The organism is Halorubrum ezzemoulense DSM 17463 (assembly GCF_002114285.1).
GTDB classification, from domain to species: Archaea; Halobacteriota; Halobacteria; order Halobacteriales; family Haloferacaceae; genus Halorubrum; species Halorubrum ezzemoulense.
The window spans coordinates 122,830-141,177 of the sequence record NZ_NEDJ01000001.1 but is presented as its reverse complement, the minus strand read 5'-3'; the positions used below and the strand labels follow the sequence as shown (position 1 = coordinate 141,177).

Below are 18,348 nucleotides of genomic sequence, written 5' to 3'. Positions count from 1 at the left end.
ACCCACCGTCCGGCATGGACATCGGGGTGACGGTCGGCGACGACCTCGACCGCCTCGCGGCGTCGCCGGCGCGGTTCGACTTCTGCGAACTCGGCGTCGGCGAGCCGACGCTCGTGCCGGACGAGGTCGACCCCGGCCGCCTGACGGACGCGCTCGGCGGCCGCGACCTGCTCGTCCACCTGCCGTACAGCCAGCGACCGGCCAGCTACGTCCCCGAGGTGAACGACGCCATCGTCGACTACCCGCGCCGGCTCCTGACCGCGGCCGGCGCCCTCGGCGCGGAGAAGGCGGTCCTCCACGCCACCTCCGCCGACCGCGACGACGTGGCGTTCCGCGAGACCGCGGCCGACCAGCTCCGGCGCGTCGCCGACGTCGGGCGCGAGGCGGGCGTCGAGGTCGTCGTCGAGAACGTCGGCCACCAGCACGCGGGGCTCCAGCTCTCGGTCCTCGGCGACCTCGCCCGCGAGACCGACACGCCGATCTGCTTCGACGTGGGCCACGCGTACATGGAGGGCGGCAACAAGGCGATCAGGCGGTTCCTCCGCAGCCACGGCGACCGGATCTCGCACCTCCACTGTCACGACGTGCGCCGCCGCGGCGACACCCACCTCCCGGTCGGGGCCGGCGAGGTCGACTACGACCTCGTCGCGTCCGAGCTCGACGGCTTCAGCGGGACGGTCGCGCTGGAGGTGTTCACCGACGATGCGGCGCTGCTCCTCGACTCGGCCGAGCGCGTCGCCGACCGCCTCGGCGCGTCCTTTTGACTCCGCGGCTCAGTTCGCTCCGCCGGCCGCGTCCTCGTCGTCCGCTCCGGGCGCGTCGTCGCTCGCGTCGGCCGCATCGCCGCTCGTCTCGGCCGCGTCGCCGTCGACCTGCTGTTTGATCGACTCCAGCTCGGACTCCACGTCGACCTCCGGCGGCTCGTCGGCGGCGTCACCGCTCGCATCGCCCTCACCGGGCGCCTCGTCGCTCGCGTCGTCGCTCTCGCCGGGTTCGGTCACGTCGATCCGGACGGGGTTCGCGCCGCCGCCTCGGTCGGACCGCTCCTCGGCGTCCCCTCGGCTCCGCGCGTTGCGGTCGCCGTCGGGGTCGCCGCCCAGCCGCCGGTCGCGCGCCGCGTCCGCCTCGCGGCGCCCCTCGTCGATGCGGGACTCGATCTCCGCGGTGAGGTCGCGCGCGTCGGCGATGATCGAGCGCGAGGCGGCGTCCTCGGGGAGGTCGGCCTCCGAGAGCGCGGTCCGGAGCTCCGAGAGGGAGCGCGAGAGCCCGGCAGTCGCGCCGTCGCGCACGTCCGCGAGGCGGTCGCCCGCCCCCTCTGCGCCCTCGGCGACGCTCCGCCCCGGGTCCGCGAGCCGGAGCGTCCCCCGGAGCAGTTCGAGCGACTTGATCGTCGTCTCCAGCAGCGCGATGACCGTCGGGATGGTGTACTGCTCGGTGAACCGCACTAGCTCCGAGAGCCGCGGCGGCCGCGGGGGACCCCGGCGGTCGCGCTCGCTCTCCCGGAGGTCGGCCCGGAGCTCGCCCAGCACGTCCTCGAGCTCGTCGAGCCGCTCCTCGAGGTCGTCGTCGCGTCGGTCGCGGGAACTCATGCCACCTGCTACGGCGCGCGCGGATAAAAAGCCCGGCAGCGGTCGCGCCCGGCCCAGACCGGCCGCACCGCCGCCGGTCAGAAGGCCTCGCGCAGGAACGTCGGCCGCGGCGGGAAGAGTGCGCCGAGGTCGGCGGCGAGCCCCTCGCCGAAAGCGTCGTCGCCGACGTCCAGCGCGGCGTGCGCCCGGAGGTCGTCGACGCCGCGGTACCCGGCGTACAGCTGCGAGAGCGGGCCGATTCCCGCCGCTACGTCGGCGTCGTCCGGGCTTCCGGGGTCTCCGCCGGCGTCGACCCGCTCGGCGTCGACCTCGCCGCCGGCGACTGTCACCCGGATCGGTCGGTCGTGCCAGCCGACGAGCGGGTCGTCGACCGCGAGCGTGAACTCGGCGTCGAGATCCGGGTCGGGGGCCAGCTCTCGCAGCGCCGCAGGGACATCGACGAGCCGGAACATCGGTCCGGCGCGAACCTCCTCGGTCACCGCCCGCGGGTCGTCGACGCGGTCGAGGAGGCTCACGTCCGCGGGGAGGCGGAGCCGGACGCGCTCGACCTGCGAGTCGTGGTCCCGACAGAAGCGGAACACCTCGTCCCACGCGGACGGGTCGGCGACGGCGGCGTCGGAGACGACCATCGCCTTCCCGTCGCCGTCGTCGCGCTCGGTGAACGTGTACGACAGCAGCGCGCGGAGGTCGTCGTCCCGTCCGAGGCCGTAGACGAAGGGATCGGTCTGCCACCCGCGGAGGGTGTTCTCGCGCCACCACGCCGCCGTCCGCGCCATCGTGAAGTCGTACCGGTCCGCGGTCGCGGCGAGGAGGTCTGCCGCCGCCTCGTAGTCGCCCTCGTCGAGCCGCCGGAATTTCCCCGTTTCGTCACCTCCGTCAGTCGCGTCGGCCGCGAACGCCAACTGTTCCGGCGGCGTCTTCACCCACCGATATCGACTCACCGTCCCCCACCCGTACCGGCGGTAGAAGGGGTGTTCGAACGGCCACAGCACGGAGTACCGAATCTCGTCTTCCCGGTACTCCGTCAGCGACTCGCGGAGGAGCCGCTCGATGTGGCCCTGGCGCCGGTGTTCCGGCGGGGAGGCGACCGCGGAGAGGCCGGCGGCGTCGCGGTCGCGCCCGCGGATCCGGAGCGTGAAGTCGTGGTGGCCGCACACCGCGACCGCCTCCTCGCCGTCGAACAGCCCCCGGTACTCGGCGAGGTGCTCGCGGTCGTCGTCGTCGGCCTCGGGGTCGTACGGCCCCTGCTCGGGAGAGAAGGCGTACCGCATGAACGCGCTGAACTCGTCGTCGCGCTTCTCCGGGAAGGGCCGGTAGTCGAGGTCGCCCATACGCCGTCGGCACCCGGGAGCCTGATAAGTGTTCCCGGCGCCTGCGTGTGGTTCTCACGCCACCGCCGCCCGCGGCCGGTCGCGCGGCCGGCTTAGTCGAACCGGCCGCGGCGGTACTGGACCGGCCACTCGACGTCCGCGCCGAGTTCGTGGGCGGCCTCTAACGGCCAGTGCGGATGGCGGAGCAGCTCGCGGCCCAACGCCACGAGGTCGGCCCGCTCGTTCCGCACGAGGGCGTCGGCGTGGGTCGGCTCCGTGATCCCGCCGACCGCGGCGACGGGCACGTCGGTCCCCTCGCGGATCGCCTCGGCGTACGGCACCTGGTATCCCGGCCCCGCGCTCGGGAGCTCCTGGTCCGGGTGGATGCCGCCGCCGGAGACGTCTATCAGGTCGGCGCCGGCGTCGGCGAGGAGGGGGGCCAGCCGCACCGAGTCGTCCACGTCCCACGACTCGCGGTCGGGGAGCCAGTCGGTCGCGGAGATGCGGACGAAGACGGGTTTCCCGTCCGGCCAGACGTCGCGGACGGCCGCGACGACCTCGCGCAGGAGTCGCGTGCGGTCCTCGAAGCTTCCACCGTACTCGTCGTCGCGGTCGTTGGTGACGGGCGAGAGGAACTGGTGGAGGAGGTAGCCGTGGGCCGCGTGGACCTCCGCGACCTCGAACCCGGCGTCGCGCGAGCGTTCCGCGGCGGCCGCGAACGCGTCGATCACCTCGTCGATCCCCGCCTCGTCCAGCCGGCGGGTGTCGGCGAGTCCGTCCTCGCCGACCTCCGCGTGGGGGTAGGGCTCGCCGGTCGCGGAGACGGTCTCCCACCCGTCCGCCTCGTCCCCCGGAATGGGGTCGCCCCCCTCGGCCGGCGGCCGGTGTGAGGCCTTCCGACCGGCGTGTGCCAGTTGGATCCCCGGCGCCGCACCCTGCGACCGGACGAACTCGACGATCGGTTCGATCGCCTCGGCGTGCTCGTCGGACCAGATCCCGAGGCAGTCCGGCGTGATCCGTCCGCGGGCCTCGACCGCGGTCGCCTCCGTCATCACGACTCCGGCGCCCCCGGCGGCGCGGGCGCCGAGGTGGACCCGGTGCCAGTCGGTGGCCAGGCCGTCGTCGGCGGAGTACTGACACATCGGCGACAGCATGATGCGGTTCCGGAACTCGGTGTCGCGAAGCGAAAGCGGCGTGAACAGCGTGTCGGTCACGGATCGGCGCACGACCGCCGCGACGTAAGGCCCTCCGATCCCCCGCCCGGATCGCCGCCGCTGGTTTAGGCCGACCGAAATCTATATGCCCGCCGCTCCCTGAGCGGGGTGTAATGACAACGGGAGACCGGATCGAGCCGGACGCCGAGCCGGCGACCGAGGAGCGACCGACGGTCGCCGCGACCCGCTGCTCGGAGGAGCGGACCGTCTTCGCCGAACAGGGCAACACCGACGCGTGGATCGCGACCGACCTCACCGTCGATCTCGAACGGTAACGCGTCCTCAACGGCGCTCGACCGGCGCGGCGTCTCCTCCCGCCCAGCCCGTCGTGTTCACTCTTCCGAGCGGAGCGTCTCTCCGGTCGAACCGGCGGTCCGCGGCGTCGCAGCCGTTCCCGTGCCCCCTTCTTCCCTGCGCTGCGCGTCGGCGAGCGCGCGGATCCGGTCGAGGATCGCGTCGTATCCCCCGCGGTCGGATCCCTTCTCGAAGTAGGCGTCCGCGCCGGCGCCGAACGCCGCCGCCTCGCACTCCTCGCCCGGACACGTGCTGTGGAACACGACCGGGAGCGCCGGGTCGACCTCGCGCAACCGTTCGGTGAGGTCGATGCCGTGCCCGTCCGGGAGCCGCTGTTCGGTCACGACGCAGTCGACCGCGACCCGCTCGCCGCCGACCTCGATGCCGGTCTCGACGGCGTCGACCCCGTCGGCGAGGCGCTTCACGGACCGGACGTGGACGCGGTCCGTGATCCGCTCGGCGAACGTCTCGAAGAGCTCCGCGGAGCGGGCGTCGGGCTCGATCTGGAGGACGGCGATCGGCGCTTCGCGGTTCTCCTCGCTGACGGTCGTTTCGACTCGGTCGGTGGCTGCGGTCGTGTCCGCGTGTGTTTCGGACGGCGGTGTCTGGTCGGTCATGGGTTGTGGCGCTGGCGACGACTCGTCGAAGAATAACTTACTACGACGGTTGTAATCCTTCTACCAACAGTAGCCGCGGGAACGGTATAATAATTCCGCGATCACCGTTGTCACGCCCCTCAAACGCGATTATCCGGTAGTATTAGGTGAAAATTCCCGGACGTACGGAGGATTTCTCTCTCTGGGCCGCACGCGGCGCGACGCCGTGGGCGCGCGGCTCACACCGGAGTGCCCGCTGACGGGATCGAGCGTCGCCGAAGGGCCCGTTACGCGTCGAACGCCGCCGGCCGAGAGGCCTCAGGCGAACAGGTCGCGCGCCTCCCGGACCGCGTCGACCAGGGCGTCGACCTCCTCGACGGTGTTGTAGAAGTAGAAGGAGGCGCGCGCGGAGGCGGCGACGCCCATCTCGTCGTGGAGCGGCTGCGTACAGTGGTCCCCGGCTCGGATCGCGACGCCGTAGGCGTTGAGGATGCTGGAGAGGTCGTGGGCGTGGACGCCGTCGACGTTGAACGCGACGAGGCCGCCGCGGTCGTCCCCGGGCGGGCCGTATATCTCGACGCCGCCGAGTTCGTCGAGTTCGTCGTAGGCGTACTCGGCCAGCAGGTCCTCGTGGGCCTCGATCCGGTCCATACCGATCGCTTCGACGTACTCGATCGCGGCCGCGAGGCCGATCCCCTGAGCGATGGATGGGGTTCCGGCCTCGAACTTCCACGGCAGGTCCTCCCACGTGGAGTCCTCGAAGGAGACCCGCCGGATCATGTCCCCGCCGTAGAGGTACGGGCTCATCTCGTCGAGGATCTCCTCGCGACCGTAGAGGACGCCGATCCCGGTCGGGCCGCACATCTTGTGGCCGGAGAAGGCGAGGAAGTCGACATCGAGCTCGTCGACGTCGACCGGGCGCGTCGGCACCGACTGCGCGGCGTCGGCGAAGACGTACGCGCCGTGATCGTGGGCCAGGTCGGCCAGCTCCCCGATCGGGTTCACGGTGCCGAGCGTGTTCGAGACGTGGACGACCGACACCATCTCGGTGTCGTCGTCGACGAGCTCCGCCGCGTGGTCCATGTCGAGCCGCCCCTCGTCGGTGACGTCGATGAAGCGCACGTCGGCGCCCGTCCGCTTGCCGATCTGCTGCCAGGTGACGAGCGAGGCGTGGTGTTCCATCTCGGAGAGGACGACGTTGTCGCCGGGGCCGAGCTCCTCCAACCCCCAGGCGTACGCGACGAGGTTCATCGCCTCGGTCGTGTTCTTGGTGAAGACGATCTCCTCGCGGCCCGCCGCGCCGATGAAGTCGGCGACCGCGTCGTGGGCCTCCTCGTACGCGACGGAGGCCTCCTGGCTCAGCTGGTGGATCCCCCGGTGGACGTTCGCGTTGTAGCTCCGGTAGTAGTCGGAGATGGCGTCGACGACCGGGTCGGGCGTGTGCGAGGTCGCTGCGTTGTCGAGGTAGACCAGCGGGGTGTCGTCGCCCGCGCCCTCGCCGGCCGTCTCCGGGTCGCCGCCGACCTGCCGATCGAGGATCGGGAAATCGGCGCGGAGCGCCTCCACATCGAACGGGTACTGTTCGTGGACTCCCATTACCTGTTATCAGGCCCCGAGCACTAACACACCTTCGGTCCGGTACGTCTTGCGGGTATCGCAGACGCGCGATATCGGCCGGTCCGCGGCGGGGTACCCTCCCGATCCGCCCCGCGGCGACTTGCGCCTCGGACCGCCCGGCACCTCCTCGGATCCGCCCCCGCTCCGACGACTCCCGCGGCCGCCTACTCCCCCCAGTCCGGATCCGCCCGCGGCGGCGAGAAGATGTCGAAGCCGACGACCGGCTCGTCCGTCCGGTTCTCGGCCGCGTGCGGCTCGCCGCCGGGGATCACGTAGGTGTCGTCGGGGCCGACGACGCGCTCCTCGCCGTCCGCGACGAACGTCAGCCGCCCGGCCGTGATCACGCCGACCTGCTCGTGCGGGTGGTCGTGTTCGGGCACCGTCTCGCCCGGTTCGATCTCGAACCGCTGGATGCTCACGTCGTCGCCGACGGCCCCCTGCGTGAGGAACACGCCGTCGACCGCCTCGACCGCCTCCGCGTCCGCGTCGGGTGCGACGTCCATACGGTCCCCCGCGACCCCGAGCCACCTAAATCCGCGGGCACGGGCAGTCGGCGCCGGGAGGGTCGGACCGCACCGTCGGCGTCTCCGACCCAGCCGCAGTCACGGGAACGGGTGGTACGGCCGGTCGAGCGCGGGCTCGAACCCCATCGACCGCGGCACCTCGCGGGCGCGGTCGCCGAAGAACGGGTCGCCGGTGAACAGCGGCTGTGCGCCCGGCACGAGCACCCGCGCGGCCTCGAAGCCCACCGCAGCGAGGTCGCGGGTCGTCACCCGGGCGACGTACAGGTCGAGCCCGACGGCCTCGACGCGGTCGACGACGGCCGACAGCTCGGCCTCGCCCGTCAGCTCCGGCTCCCCGAGCCCCTCGGCCGAGACGGACGCGTCCGGGTCGAAGAACGCGGCCGTCTCCCCGGGCAGGTCGGCGTGGTGGCCGATCGCCGCCCCCTGCTCGTCGGCCGCCTCCCGCCCCATCGAGCGGAGCTCGGTCCAGTTCTGGAGCGCCTCGGCGAGCGCGCTCCGCGCCGCCGCGGCCGGGTCGAGGTCGGCGCCCGATCCCGCGGCGAACCGCGGCCAGTCGCCCTCGCGGCTGACCCCGACCGCGACGACGGGCACGTCCACGTCGGTCGTGACGAGCAGCGGCGTCACCGACAGCGACTCCGCCCGCGCTCGCTTCTCCAGTTCGGCGAAGCCCGGGTCGTCGACGTCGAGCCCGAGCGGCTCCGTCGTGGAGTACCAGCTCGTCATCGTCGCGTCGCGCTCGATCGCCTCGTACAGCCCAGAGAGCGCGGCGTCCGGACCCGAGCTACCGAGGCCGAGCCCGGTCGTGATCGGCGGCCGGTACCGCCGCTCCGGCGGCGGGAAGTGAACGAACTCCGCCGGGAGGCTCGCCGGTTCGCCCGTCCCGAGTCGTTCGCCGCGGACCCACGGGAGCCGGTCGTCGCGGTCGTACGCCTCGGCGCCGTCGGGGCGGACGAACGCGTCCGGGGTGACCGGGTTCGGAACGTTCGCGGCCGGCGCGCGCGTGAACGACGCCTCGCGGTAGACGCCCGCCGCGTACCGCTCTAGCCCCTCGCCGAGCGCCTTCATGAACGCGGCGTCCCAGTCGGCGGCCGCGCCACCGCCGAAGTCCGCCGCGTCGGCGTCGGAGAACGGGGTGGTGTCCGCGACCCGCGCGACGTAGTACGGCACGGGGAACGACTCCTGCTCGCCGACCTCCGCCAGCGCGCCGATCCGGCGGTCGACGGCGCGCTCCGCCCGGTCGATCGCCTCGTCGAGGCCGCGGTCGGCGTGGTCGCGCGGGAGCGCGTCCCCGGGGCCGTCGCCGCAGCCGCACCCCGGTACCGGGAGGAGGGTCCGCTCGCCGCCCGGCACCTCGACGACGGTGTCCGCCACCGGGTCGCCCGCGAGGAGCCGGATCGTCCGGCGTCCGGCCACCGCGCCGGCGTAGCGCACGGCGGACCGGCGGCCGGTCGGCGCGTCGGCGGGCTCCGCCCCGCCGCTCTCGACCCGGGCGCGCAGGCAGTCGTAGCAGGCGTCGTCGAAGACGGTCACGGCGGCGTCGAGGTCGGCGAGGGGAACGGCGCCAAGCCCACCCACCTCGACCGCGACCCACCGATCGAGCATGTCGTCCGCGGCCCCGAACGTCGCCGACCCGGCGGTGTCGACGACGACCGCGGCGTCGAATCCGTCGAGGAGGTCGGCCTCGACCGGCATCGCGTTCACGTCGACGTCGCCGAGCGCGGCTTCAGCGGCCTCGACCGCGGGGCCGTCGCCGACAAGTCCGATGTCCATACCCGGTCGACGCGAGGCGGCGAAAAAAAGCCGCGGGTCCGCGGCGCGCGGCGGCTCGTTCGGCGCGTCCGCGGAGGGAGTCCGAGAGCGCTCGCGGGCGCGCTCAGGCGGGCGTCGCCGCCAGCATCTCGGCGGCCTCGGCGGCCAGCTCCGCGGCGTCGATGTCCCGGAGCCGGTCGTCGCCGAGCTTCAGGCGGAGCCGCGGTCGGCCGACGTCGATCGGGACCTTCTCCGTGTCGATGATCCCCTGATCTTCGAGGCGCGTCTTCGTCCGGGAGAACGTCGCCTTCGAGGCGATACCGACGTCCTCGCCCCACTTCGAGATGTCGTAGAGGAGCACGTCGTTCTTCGCCGCGACGAGCAGCGAGACGGTCACCTCGTCGAGGTCCACCCCGTCGTCGCGCTCGGTCGCGTCGAGGACGGCGTCGAAGTCCGACCGGGCCTCCTCACCGATCTCGGACTCCAGCGTCTCGCGGACCCGGGCGATCGCCGGCGTGCGGAGCGCGTACGCCTCTGCGTCGTCGAAGGCGGCGCGCTGGGTCTCGTACACCTCCTCGACGAACTCCGCGTCGTCGGTCGAGAGCGCGGCGACGCCCTCCCCCGCGGTGACCAGGGCGACGACCCGAGAGGGCGAGACGAACAGGGCGTTGTCGACCTCCCCGTCCAGCACTCGGATGTCCAGGTCGCCGTCGGCGACGAGGTCCGCGGCCCGGGACGCGACGACGAAGTCGTCGAGCACGTCCTTCAGGGTGCGTTCGTCGGGGAGCATCGACAGCTTCGGGAGGTCGTCCCACCCGACGGCCGTCTCGACCAGCGATACGATCGTCTCTGCGGCGGGGTCCACGACGAGCAGCTCGTCGTCGTCCCCGTCGAAGGCCGCTTCGAGCGCGGCCTCGACGTCGGCCGCCAGTAAATTCGACACCATTTGTCTCTCGGTATGAAAGCCGGTTGCGTATTTAATATTAACGGGGTTCATGGAACGAATAACCCGATAAGCGTGCTTGAGGCGGGTAAATTCGGCAGATCGGGGTTACCCAAGCGCAGTCGACGCGAGGCGGCCTCGCGTCCGGTCGCCGCGGGTCGCGCGCTCGGGGCAGCGGACGCGAGCGGGGTCGCACGTGCGCCGGCGACGGAAGGATTAATGCGCGGTCGCGCCCGGGTTCGCACATGGACCACGAGCACGTCCGGGAGGTCGATCCGGCGGTCGCCGACGCGCTGGCGGGCGAGCGCGACAGACAGGAGCAGACGCTCGCGATGATCGCGAGCGAGAACCACGTGAGCGAGGCGGTGCTGGAGGCGCAGGGGAGCGTCCTCACCAACAAGTACGCCGAGGGCTACCCCGGGTCGCGCTACTACGCCGGCTGCGAGTACGCCGACGAGGTCGAGGAGCTGGCCATCGAGCGCGCGAAGGAGCTTTGGGGCGCCGACCACGTCAACGTCCAGCCGCACTCCGGCACGCAGGCGAACCAGGCGGTGTACTACTCCGTCCTCGAACCGGGAGACAAGATCCTGTCGCTGAAGCTCAATGACGGCGGCCACCTCTCGCACGGCCACCCCGCGAACTTCACGGGGCAGCTGTACGAGGTCGAGCAGTACGAGGTCGACCCCGAGACGGGGTATATCGACTACGAGGGGCTCCGGGAGGTCGCCGAGGAGTTCGACCCCGACATCGTCGTCTCGGGCTACTCCGCGTACCCGCGCGCCGTCGAGTGGGAGAAAATCCAGGCGGCGGCCGACGCGGTCGACGCCTACCACCTCGCGGACATCGCCCACATCACCGGGCTCGTCGCGGCGGGCGTCCACCCCTCGCCGGTCGGCGTCGCCGACTTCGTCACGGGCTCGACCCACAAGACGATCCGCGCCGGCCGCGGCGGGATCGTGATGTGCGACGCGGAGTTCGCGGACGACATCGACTCGGCCGTCTTCCCCGGCGGGCAGGGCGGCCCGCTGATGCACAACGTCGCCGGCAAGGCGGTCGGGTTCAAGGAGGCCTTAGAGCCCGAGTTCGAGGAGTACGCCCAGCAGGTCGTCGACAACGCGGAGGTGCTCGCCGAGACGCTTCAGGAGCACGGGCTCTCTTTAGTCTCCGGCGGGACCGACAACCACCTCGTGTTGGCCGACCTGCGCGACTCCCACCCCGACCTCTCCGGCGGGGACGCGGAGGACGCGCTCGCGGCCGCGAACATCGTCCTCAACGGGAACACGGTCCCCGGCGAGACGCGGTCGGCGTTCGACCCCTCGGGGATCCGCGCGGGCACCGCCGGGCTCACCACCCGCGGCTTCGACGCCGACGCGATCGAGGAGGTCGGCGACCTGATCTACCGCGTCGTCGACGACGTCGACAGCGACGACGTCATCTACGAGGTCGGTGAGCGCGTCGTCGAGCTCTGCGAGGCGCACCCGCTGTACGAGTAACCGACCGCTCCGATGCGGGATCGCCCTGTCGCGAGACCGCACCGGCGCGGACGAATCCGTGCGTAAAAGTGGGGCCGGCTCGCAGGGGTCGGTATGGACGCTCCGCCGTTTCTCGCCGCCCGCCTCGACCGCGGCGCCGCGCCGTTCGCCGTCGGGGACGTGATCGCGTTGATCCTGTTACTGACCGTCGGGACGCTCAACCACCAGACCGTCGAGTTCCTCACCGCGAACCCGCTGTACTTAGCGGGCGTGTTCGCTCCCTTCCTGATCGGCTGGGTCGTGGTCGCGCCGCTCGTGGGCGCCTACTCCGCCGGCGCGGTCGAGACCGCGAAGTCCTCGGTCCCGCTCGTGATCCGGTCGTGGATCCCGGCCGCGGTCGTCGGACTCGCGCTGCGCGCGTTCGTCTTCCGCGGCGGGGCCGAAGTCACGTTCGCCGCCGTCATGCTCGTGTTGGGATCCGTCGCCCTCGGCGGCTGGCGGGCCCTCTACTTCCGGTTCCGATAGTCACCCGCGCTCTCTGCGCGCCGAGCGCCCGACCGCGGTGCCTCGCTTCTCGCTGACGCGGTCGACCGGCCGACTGTGGTGTTGCTCTCCTTGCTGGCCGTTCTCCTCCCCGACCTCTTTTCCCACTGGTCCCTCCTCTCGCCGACTACCCATCCCGAGTCGACGGAGCCTCGGACCAAGCCATAAGTTATGAGTAACATCTGCGTGTTCACGAACGAACTGCTCCCGAACCGCGGGAAAAATTTAATATAGATTTTCGACTACTAGCTAATGGAAGCATGACTGGATACTACGACTACGTGCTTGGGCTCATCCCGGTGGCGTTGATCGGTGTGACCGCCTCGCTCACGCTGGTCGGACTGTCGTTGACGTCGGCGCTCCCGGTCGGTGCCGTCGCCGCGGCCACGGTGATGGCTCACGCGATGTTCGTCCGAAATCCAGTCGCGGACGGCGCCCCCGAACGGCGGCCGTTCGACGGCGACGCCGGCGAGCGCTCCGCGGGCGGCGGTTCCTCGGCGGGCACCGCCGACTGAGGCGCGGAGTGATTCCCGGTCGCCGCGGCGTCGCGTTCCCGGTCGCCGCGTCCTGTACCGTTTAGTCCCCGCGCCACGAGTGGCCGACTATGACGGAGACCCTGTTCCTCACTAGCTCCGAGGTCGACGACCTGGCGGACCCGGCCGACTACGTCGCCGCCGTGCGCGACGCGTACCGACAGGTGGGCGAGGGAGCGCCCGCCGAGCCGCGGACGAAGCTCCTCAACCGCGAGCCGCCGGGCATGCTCACCACCTACGCCGCCCTCCTCCCGGAGACGGGCGCGATGGGCGGGTACACCTACTCGGCGGGGTTCGGCGCGGGCGACGCGTGGTTCATGACGCCGCTGTTCGACGCCGAGTCGGGCGAACCGCTCGCGCTGCTCGACGGCGCGTCGATGAACCCGTTCAAGACCGGCGCCGCGGGCGCGGTCGCGGTCGACGCGCTCGCCCGCGACGACGCGACCGAGCTCGCCGTGATCGGCAGCGGCGCGCAGGCGCGCGGACAGGTCGCGACGACCGCCACGGTCCGCGAGTTCGAGGCGGTCCGCGTCTTCTCGCCGACCCGCGAGAACCGCCAGGCGTTCGCCGCCGACTTCGGCGACCGGCTCGCCGCCGACGTGACCGCGGTCGAGAGCGCGAGCGCCGCGCTGGCGGGGGCCGACGTGGTCATCACCGCGACGACCGCCAGCGACCCCGTGATCGCCGACGCCGACGTGGAGCCGGGGACTCACGTCACGGCGATGGGCCAGGACCACCCGGAGAAGAACGAGCTCCCGCCCGAGCTCGTCGCTCGGGCGACGTACGTCCCCGCCCTGAGGGCGCGCGCGACGCAGGACGCCGGCTCGTACCTCGCCGCGGTCGAGGCCGGCCTGATCGAGGCGGGCGAGGGGATCGCCGCCGACCTCGGCGCGGTCGTCGCGGGCGACCACCCCGGCCGGGCGAGCGACGACGCGGTGACAGTCTTCGACTCCGGCGGCACCGGCGTCGAGACGGTCGCGGCCGCGCACATGCTGTACGAGCGCGCGAGCGAGAAGGGTCGGGGGCAGACCATCGACTTCGCGCCCGCGAGCGAGGCGCTGACTGGCGAGTAGGCGGGGGTTGAAGTGGCGCGCCGCCGACCGGCCGGTATGCTGATCGGCATCGTCTCAGACACGCACGACGACTCGGCCGCGGTCGAGGCGGCCGTCTCGCTGTTCGAGCGCGAGGGGGTCGACGCGGTCGTCCACTGCGGCGACTTCGTCGCGCCCTTCTCAGTGACCCCGTTCGACGCCGACTTCGCGTTCCACGCGGTCCGCGGGAACAACGACGGCGAGTGGGCGGTCGAGTCGACCGTCGAGGAGTTCGGCACCTACCACGGCGAGGCTGCCGCGCTCTCGTTCGGCGGCGGAGACGGAGCGGGTGACGCCGTCGACGTCGCGGTCACCCACGGCACGAGCGACCTCGTCGTCGACGCGCTCGTCGACTGCGGCGACTACGACTACGTGCTCCACGGGCACACCCACGCGCACGGCGCCGAGGCGCGCGGCGGGACCGTCCGGGTGAACCCCGGCGGGCTCCCGATCCCGGTCGACGGCGCGGACGACGCGTTCCGCGTGGCGACGCTCGACACGGCGGCCTCCGGCGTCGACGCCGTGACCCACCACGTCCTCGACCGCTGACGCCCCGTGGTAACGGACGCGCCGCTCGCACCCCGAGTTTTATCGCCGCTCGCTCGCTCCGTACGTCCATGAGACACGCACAGGGCCCGCTCCTCACGATCGACCTGACGGAGCGGACCGCGTCGACGACCCGGATCGACGACCGGCTGGCGTCGTTCGTCGGCGGCCGCGGGCTCAACACGTCGCTCGCGTACGACCGGATCCCGTTCGACGCCGACCCGCTCGGCCCGGAGAACCGCCTCTTCCTCTCGACGGGTCCGATGCAGTACTCGACGACCTCCTACACCGGCCGGATGGCCGCCACGGCCGTCTCGCCGCTCACGAACGGCCTCTGCTCGTCGAACGCTGGGGGATTCCTCTCGCGAAACTTCACCGGCGCGGGGTACGCGGCCGTCGAGATCACGGGCGTGAGCGACGACCTGCTCGCGGTCCACGTCCGTGAGGTCGGGCCGGACGGCGAGCCGGACGTGACCTTCGAGGCGGTCGACGACCTGGAGCAGGCCGAGGTGTCGGCGGTCTCCGATCGGTTCGCCGAGACGCACGACCTCGGTCCCGAACACGTCGCCTGCGTCGGGCCCGCGGGCGAGAACGAGGTCCGCTTCGCGTCGGTCATGACCTCCGACACCCGGGCGTTCGGCCGCGGCGGGCTGGGCGCCGTCCTCGGTGCGAAGGGCGTGAAGGCGCTCACGTTCGCCGGCGACGCGGACGCCGAAATCGAGGTCGACTGGCCCGACAAGGCGGCCGAGGTCCACCGCGAGGCGGCCACCTCCGACTCGATCATGAAACGGCAGGGGACGACGAGCGTGACGGAGCTGGCGAACGAGGTCGACGCCCTCCCGTCGTACTACTTCGCGGAGACCTCCTTCGAGGGCGTCGAGGGCATCTCCGGCGACCGCGTCGAGGAGAAGAAGTACGAGAAGGGGACCTGTTCGCAGTGCGCGTTCGCCTGTAAGCTCCCCACCCGCGACGAGGCGACCGGCGTCGAGACGGAGGGGCCGGAGTTCGAGACGGTGATGGCGTTCGGCTCGAACGCGGGCGTCGACGACGTGGTCGACGTGATGCGCGCCAACGAGCTGTGCGACGAGCTCGGGATGGACACCATCTCCTGTGGCGACGTCGTCTCCATGTTCTTAGAGAGCGAAGACGAGTTCGGCAACGCGGACCTCGTCTGCTCGCTCGTCGAGCAGATCGCCTATCGCGAGGGCGTCGGCGACAAGCTCGCGGAGGGCGTCCACCGCGCACACGAGGAGTTCGGCGCGGACGACTGGACGGTCAAGGGGATGGCCTTCTCCGGCCACGACGGCCGCGCGCTCAACGGGCAGGGACTCGCGTTCGCGACCGCGAACCGCGGCGCGGACCACATGTACGGGGAGTTTTACCCGTACGAGTACCCGCTCGTCGACCCCGACGAGGCGTTCGACCCGCAGGGCCTCGACGGGAAGCCGCCGAAGCTCGTCGCGAAGGAGAACCGCAACGCGGTCCTCGACTCGGCGGTGGTCTGTAAGTTCTCGCGGGGAACCGTGACCGACGACCGGCTCGCGGCGCTGCTCGACGCCGACTACGACGACCTCCAGTCGCTCGGCGCCCGGGTCGTCGAGTTAGAGCGCGCGTTCAACAACGCCCGCGGCTTCGACCGGAGCGACGACACGCTCCCGTACGCCGACGCCATCGACGGGTTCGACGCGGCGCTCTCCGAGTACTACGCGCTCCGCGGCTGGAACGACGACGGCACCGTCCCGGGTCACGGCGACGGGCTCGACCCGGCCGGCGCGGCGCCCGCCGACGACTGACGGGCGCGCTCGGCCCGCGCCTCCGCCCGCCTACCCGTCGCCCGGGTCGAGGTCGACGCCGCGGAACTCGAACCGGGCCCCGCCGGCCTCGCTCTCGGCGAGCTCGACCGCCCAGCCGTGCGCCTCCGCGACCTCGGCGACGATCTTCAGTCCGAACCCGGTCCCGTCGTGGTCCGTCGTCACGCCCGCCTCGAACACCTCTCCGCGGTCTCCGGGGTCGACGCCGGGGCCGTCGTCTTCGAGGTAGAAGCCGTCGTCGAGCGCCCCGACCGTGACCGCCACGTCGGGTCCGGCGTGGGCGACCGCGTTGGCGATGAGGTTCTCGAGGGCCTGTCGCAGGCGGCTGCGGTCCGCGGCGACGACGGCGTCCGTCTCGACCGCGATCGTCGCCGACTCGGTGTCGACGGTCTCCCAGCACTCCGCGACGAGGTCGGGCAGCGCGACGGGCTCGGTCTCGTCGATGCTGGCGCCCTGCCGCGCCAGCGCGAGCAGGTCCTCGATGAGCACGTCCATCCGGTCGAGCGAGCGCTCGACCGCGCCCAGCTCCTCCACGTCGACCGACTCCTCCGCGAGCCGCTCCGTGACGATCTCGAGGTTTCCAGTGGCGACGTTGAGCGGACTTCGGAGGTCGTGCGACACGAGGCTGGCGAACTCCTCTAACCGGTCGCGCTCGCGCGCGATCTCCGCCTCGCGCCGCCGGAGCTGCCGCTCGCGCTCGATGCGGACCAGCACCATCGTCACCGTCGCCGCCCAGATGCGCGCCACCGCGAGGTCGGAGTCGTCGAAGGCCTCCGGGGCCGTCGCGCCGACGTTCAACACGCCGTACCGCCCGAGCGGGACGACGAGCTCGCTCCGGATCGTGGCGTCGTCGCTGTGGCGGTCGGGGTCGTCGTGGACGTCCGCGACGTACGTCGGCTCGCCGCTCTCGAAGACCTCCCAGGTGATGCTCGGCTCGTCGGCCGCGAACGTCGGATGCTCGCCGACGACGTCGTCCGCGGTGTCCGTCCAGACGATCGGTTCGAGCGCGTTTTCCCGCTCGTCGTACAGCCATATCGCGGCGATCGGGTGGCCCAGCACGTCGTCGACGTACGACACCGCCGCCTCGGCGGCCGTCTCCCTGTCGGTCGTCTTCAGCAGCTCTCTGGTCGCCTCGTGGAGGGATTCGAGCGTCTTCGTGCGGCGCTGGAGCGCCAGCCGCCGCGTTCGCTCGTTCGTGACGTCGATCGCCGTGACGACCGCGTACGGGTCGCCACCGAGCTCGATCGGGCCGACGCTGACCCGAACCGGGACGAGGACGCCGTCCCCGCGGCGCACGGCCAGTTCGAACCCGTCCGCCATCGACCGCGCCTCACCGGCGCGCGTCGTCTCGATCAGCGCCGTCACGTCGTGTCGAGACCCGTCTCGTTCGGCTCTCGCCTCCTCGCCGCCAAGGGGGGCACTCTCCTCGCCGTCTCCGGGTGCGCTCCCCTCGGCACCCCCCGGCGCAACCCCCTCCGCGTCTCCGGCTGCGCCCGCTTCGCCGCCGTCTCGGTCGGCGACGGAGGGCGGCGACGCGACGCGTCCCCAGTCCAGTTCGGTCGGATCCTCGAAGACGTCGCCGATCGCTCGGCCGGAGAGGTCGTCCGGATCGAGCCCGAACACTGTCTCAACGCTCGGCGTCCCGGCGTGGACGACCCCGTCGCCGTCGACGACGAGGGTCGGGTCGGGCGTCGCGTTGATCGCTTCCGGAAAGTGGTCCATGGTCACTCTTCTGCCGGCTCGTGGACGTGGCCGCACTCGGGGCAGCGCACCTCCTCGCCCCGGAGGTCGGCCGAGGAGGCTCGCACCTCGCGCATCACCTCGCTGATCCTGTCTTCGGCCTCCAACTCGTCGGCGACGGCGAGGTCAACGCCCTCGACCTCCAGGAGGAACTTCGCGACCTCGGTCACCTCGTACATCATCTCGTCTAAGTCCTCGGCGGTGAAGAACCCGGACATCGCGCCGTAGAGAAACGTCGCCCCCGCCTTCGTCACCTTCTCCTCGAAAGAGTAGCGCGCCTGGTTCACCGCCTGCGGCGTGTACGTGTCGGTCATGAAGGGGATGAGCTCCGGGAGGTTCTCGCCGATCTTCGTCATCTCGACGCCGGTCTCCGTCCGGAAGTCGGCGCAGAGCCGGGCGATCGCCCACTCGCGGGCGGTGATGTACGTCCGGTCGCGGAGGAACTCGTTGACGCGCTCGTAGCGCGCGCCGTCCATCTTCTTGAACCGCTCGTACTTGCGGACATCCCGCGGCACGTCGTCGGTCGCGTCCGCCTCGTCTCCGGACGCCCCCGACGCCCCGGCGGTCGTCTCCGCGTCCGGTTCGTCGCCGGCGTGCGGATCGGGGTCGCCGTCGTCGTCGGAGGGTGACCGGTCCGTGGCGGCGTCGCCGGTCCCGTCGGCCGAGTCGGCCGTCGAGCCGGAGGGATCGCTCATACGTGCGACACTCCGCGGGCGAACAAAAGCCTTGTCGGTGGCGGTCCGCTCGGAGATCCACTTTTGTACCGTCGCGTGGAG

The 18,348-nt window shown here is 71.9% G+C and carries 19 protein-coding genes; 8 read left to right on the top strand and 11 right to left on the bottom strand.

Annotated features, from left to right (window positions below; translation table 11 throughout):
* Nucleotides 1–14: 14 nt before the first annotated feature.
* On the top strand, nt 15–764 hold the full coding sequence (locus tag B9H04_RS00730) for a sugar phosphate isomerase/epimerase family protein (protein WP_085682355.1): 750 nt from the start codon (nt 15–17) through the stop codon (nt 762–764).
* Between the two features lie 9 nt (nt 765–773).
* On the opposite strand, the gene B9H04_RS00725 is transcribed toward B9H04_RS00730, so the two are convergent.
* The 3 genes from B9H04_RS00725 to B9H04_RS00715 form a co-directional block, all read right to left on the bottom strand.
* Nucleotides 774–1,589: a DUF7547 family protein gene (locus tag B9H04_RS00725; RefSeq protein WP_049930437.1), complete on the bottom strand. Its 816-nt coding sequence runs from the start codon at nt 1,587–1,589 to the stop codon at nt 774–776.
* 77 nt (nt 1,590–1,666) lie between these two features.
* Nucleotides 1,667–2,920 (bottom strand): GNAT family N-acetyltransferase, encoded by a 1,254-nt coding sequence (locus B9H04_RS00720; protein ID WP_049930438.1) that lies wholly within the window; start codon nt 2,918–2,920, stop codon nt 1,667–1,669.
* A gap of 92 nt (nt 2,921–3,012) precedes the next feature.
* Nucleotides 3,013–4,113 carry an NADH:flavin oxidoreductase/NADH oxidase gene (locus B9H04_RS00715; protein WP_049930439.1) on the bottom strand — a complete coding sequence of 367 codons (1,101 nt, stop codon included), beginning with the start codon at nt 4,111–4,113 and terminating at the stop codon, nt 3,013–3,015.
* Between the two features lie 113 nt (nt 4,114–4,226).
* On the opposite strand from B9H04_RS00715, the gene B9H04_RS18515 reads away from it, so the two are divergent.
* On the top strand, nt 4,227–4,388 hold the full coding sequence (locus B9H04_RS18515; protein ID WP_167373079.1) for a DUF7331 family protein: 162 nt from the start codon (nt 4,227–4,229) through the stop codon (nt 4,386–4,388).
* 57 nt (nt 4,389–4,445) lie between these two features.
* On the opposite strand, the gene B9H04_RS00710 is transcribed toward B9H04_RS18515, so the two are convergent.
* The 5 genes from B9H04_RS00710 to tbsP form a co-directional block, all read right to left on the bottom strand.
* On the bottom strand, nt 4,446–5,024 hold the full coding sequence (locus tag B9H04_RS00710) for a response regulator (protein ID WP_085682354.1): 579 nt from the start codon (nt 5,022–5,024) through the stop codon (nt 4,446–4,448).
* A 297-nt stretch (nt 5,025–5,321) separates the two neighbouring features.
* Entirely contained in the window at nt 5,322–6,599 is a 1,278-nt protein-coding gene (locus B9H04_RS00705; protein ID WP_085682353.1) for an aminotransferase class V-fold PLP-dependent enzyme, read from the bottom strand.
* 185 nt (nt 6,600–6,784) lie between these two features.
* Complete coding sequence (locus B9H04_RS00700; protein ID WP_049930444.1) at nt 6,785–7,123, bottom strand: cupin domain-containing protein; 339 nt, start codon at nt 7,121–7,123, stop codon at nt 6,785–6,787.
* Between the two features lie 99 nt (nt 7,124–7,222).
* A complete protein-coding gene (locus tag B9H04_RS00695; protein ID WP_049930446.1) occupies nt 7,223–8,914 on the bottom strand; it encodes a YcaO-like family protein in 1,692 nt (563 codons plus the stop codon).
* A gap of 103 nt (nt 8,915–9,017) precedes the next feature.
* On the bottom strand, nt 9,018–9,839 hold the full coding sequence (gene tbsP / locus B9H04_RS00690) for a transcriptional regulator TbsP (RefSeq protein ID WP_085682352.1): 822 nt from the start codon (nt 9,837–9,839) through the stop codon (nt 9,018–9,020).
* A 242-nt stretch (nt 9,840–10,081) separates the two neighbouring features.
* On the opposite strand from tbsP, the gene glyA reads away from it, so the two are divergent.
* Complete coding sequence (glyA, locus tag B9H04_RS00685; protein WP_049930449.1) at nt 10,082–11,329, top strand: serine hydroxymethyltransferase; 1,248 nt, start codon at nt 10,082–10,084, stop codon at nt 11,327–11,329.
* A gap of 93 nt (nt 11,330–11,422) precedes the next feature.
* Nucleotides 11,423–11,833, top strand: a complete 411-nt coding sequence (locus tag B9H04_RS00680; RefSeq protein ID WP_049930450.1) for a DUF3054 domain-containing protein — start codon at nt 11,423–11,425, stop codon at nt 11,831–11,833.
* On the opposite strand, the gene B9H04_RS19375 is transcribed toward B9H04_RS00680, so the two are convergent.
* Nucleotides 11,834–11,959 carry a hypothetical protein gene (locus B9H04_RS19375; RefSeq protein ID WP_276325168.1) on the bottom strand — a complete coding sequence of 42 codons (126 nt, stop codon included), beginning with the start codon at nt 11,957–11,959 and terminating at the stop codon, nt 11,834–11,836. It lies immediately after the preceding gene.
* A gap of 152 nt (nt 11,960–12,111) precedes the next feature.
* Between B9H04_RS19375 and B9H04_RS00675 the strand changes: the two genes are divergently transcribed.
* The 4 genes from B9H04_RS00675 to B9H04_RS00660 all read left to right on the top strand — a co-directional run bounded on the left by B9H04_RS00675 (nt 12,112) and on the right by B9H04_RS00660 (nt 15,814).
* Nucleotides 12,112–12,366 carry a hypothetical protein gene (locus B9H04_RS00675; protein WP_049930451.1) on the top strand — a complete coding sequence of 85 codons (255 nt, stop codon included), beginning with the start codon at nt 12,112–12,114 and terminating at the stop codon, nt 12,364–12,366.
* A gap of 89 nt (nt 12,367–12,455) precedes the next feature.
* Nucleotides 12,456–13,457, top strand: a complete 1,002-nt coding sequence (locus B9H04_RS00670) for an ornithine cyclodeaminase family protein (RefSeq protein WP_085682351.1) — start codon at nt 12,456–12,458, stop codon at nt 13,455–13,457.
* Between the two features lie 36 nt (nt 13,458–13,493).
* On the top strand, nt 13,494–14,024 hold the full coding sequence (locus B9H04_RS00665) for a YfcE family phosphodiesterase (RefSeq protein WP_049930454.1): 531 nt from the start codon (nt 13,494–13,496) through the stop codon (nt 14,022–14,024).
* Nucleotides 14,025–14,092: 68 nt separating this feature from the next.
* Entirely contained in the window at nt 14,093–15,814 is a 1,722-nt protein-coding gene (locus B9H04_RS00660) for an aldehyde ferredoxin oxidoreductase family protein (protein WP_049930456.1), read from the top strand.
* A gap of 30 nt (nt 15,815–15,844) precedes the next feature.
* Here the strand turns inward: B9H04_RS00660 and B9H04_RS00655 are convergent, their stop codons facing one another.
* Nucleotides 15,845–17,560: a PAS domain-containing sensor histidine kinase gene (locus B9H04_RS00655; RefSeq protein WP_049930458.1), complete on the bottom strand. Its 1,716-nt coding sequence runs from the start codon at nt 17,558–17,560 to the stop codon at nt 15,845–15,847.
* Complete coding sequence (locus B9H04_RS00650) at nt 17,557–18,267, bottom strand: DUF5806 family protein (RefSeq protein WP_049930460.1); 711 nt, start codon at nt 18,265–18,267, stop codon at nt 17,557–17,559. Before B9H04_RS00650 ends, B9H04_RS00655 begins: the two co-directional genes overlap by 4 nt.
* Between the last annotated feature and the right edge of the window lie 81 nt (nt 18,268–18,348).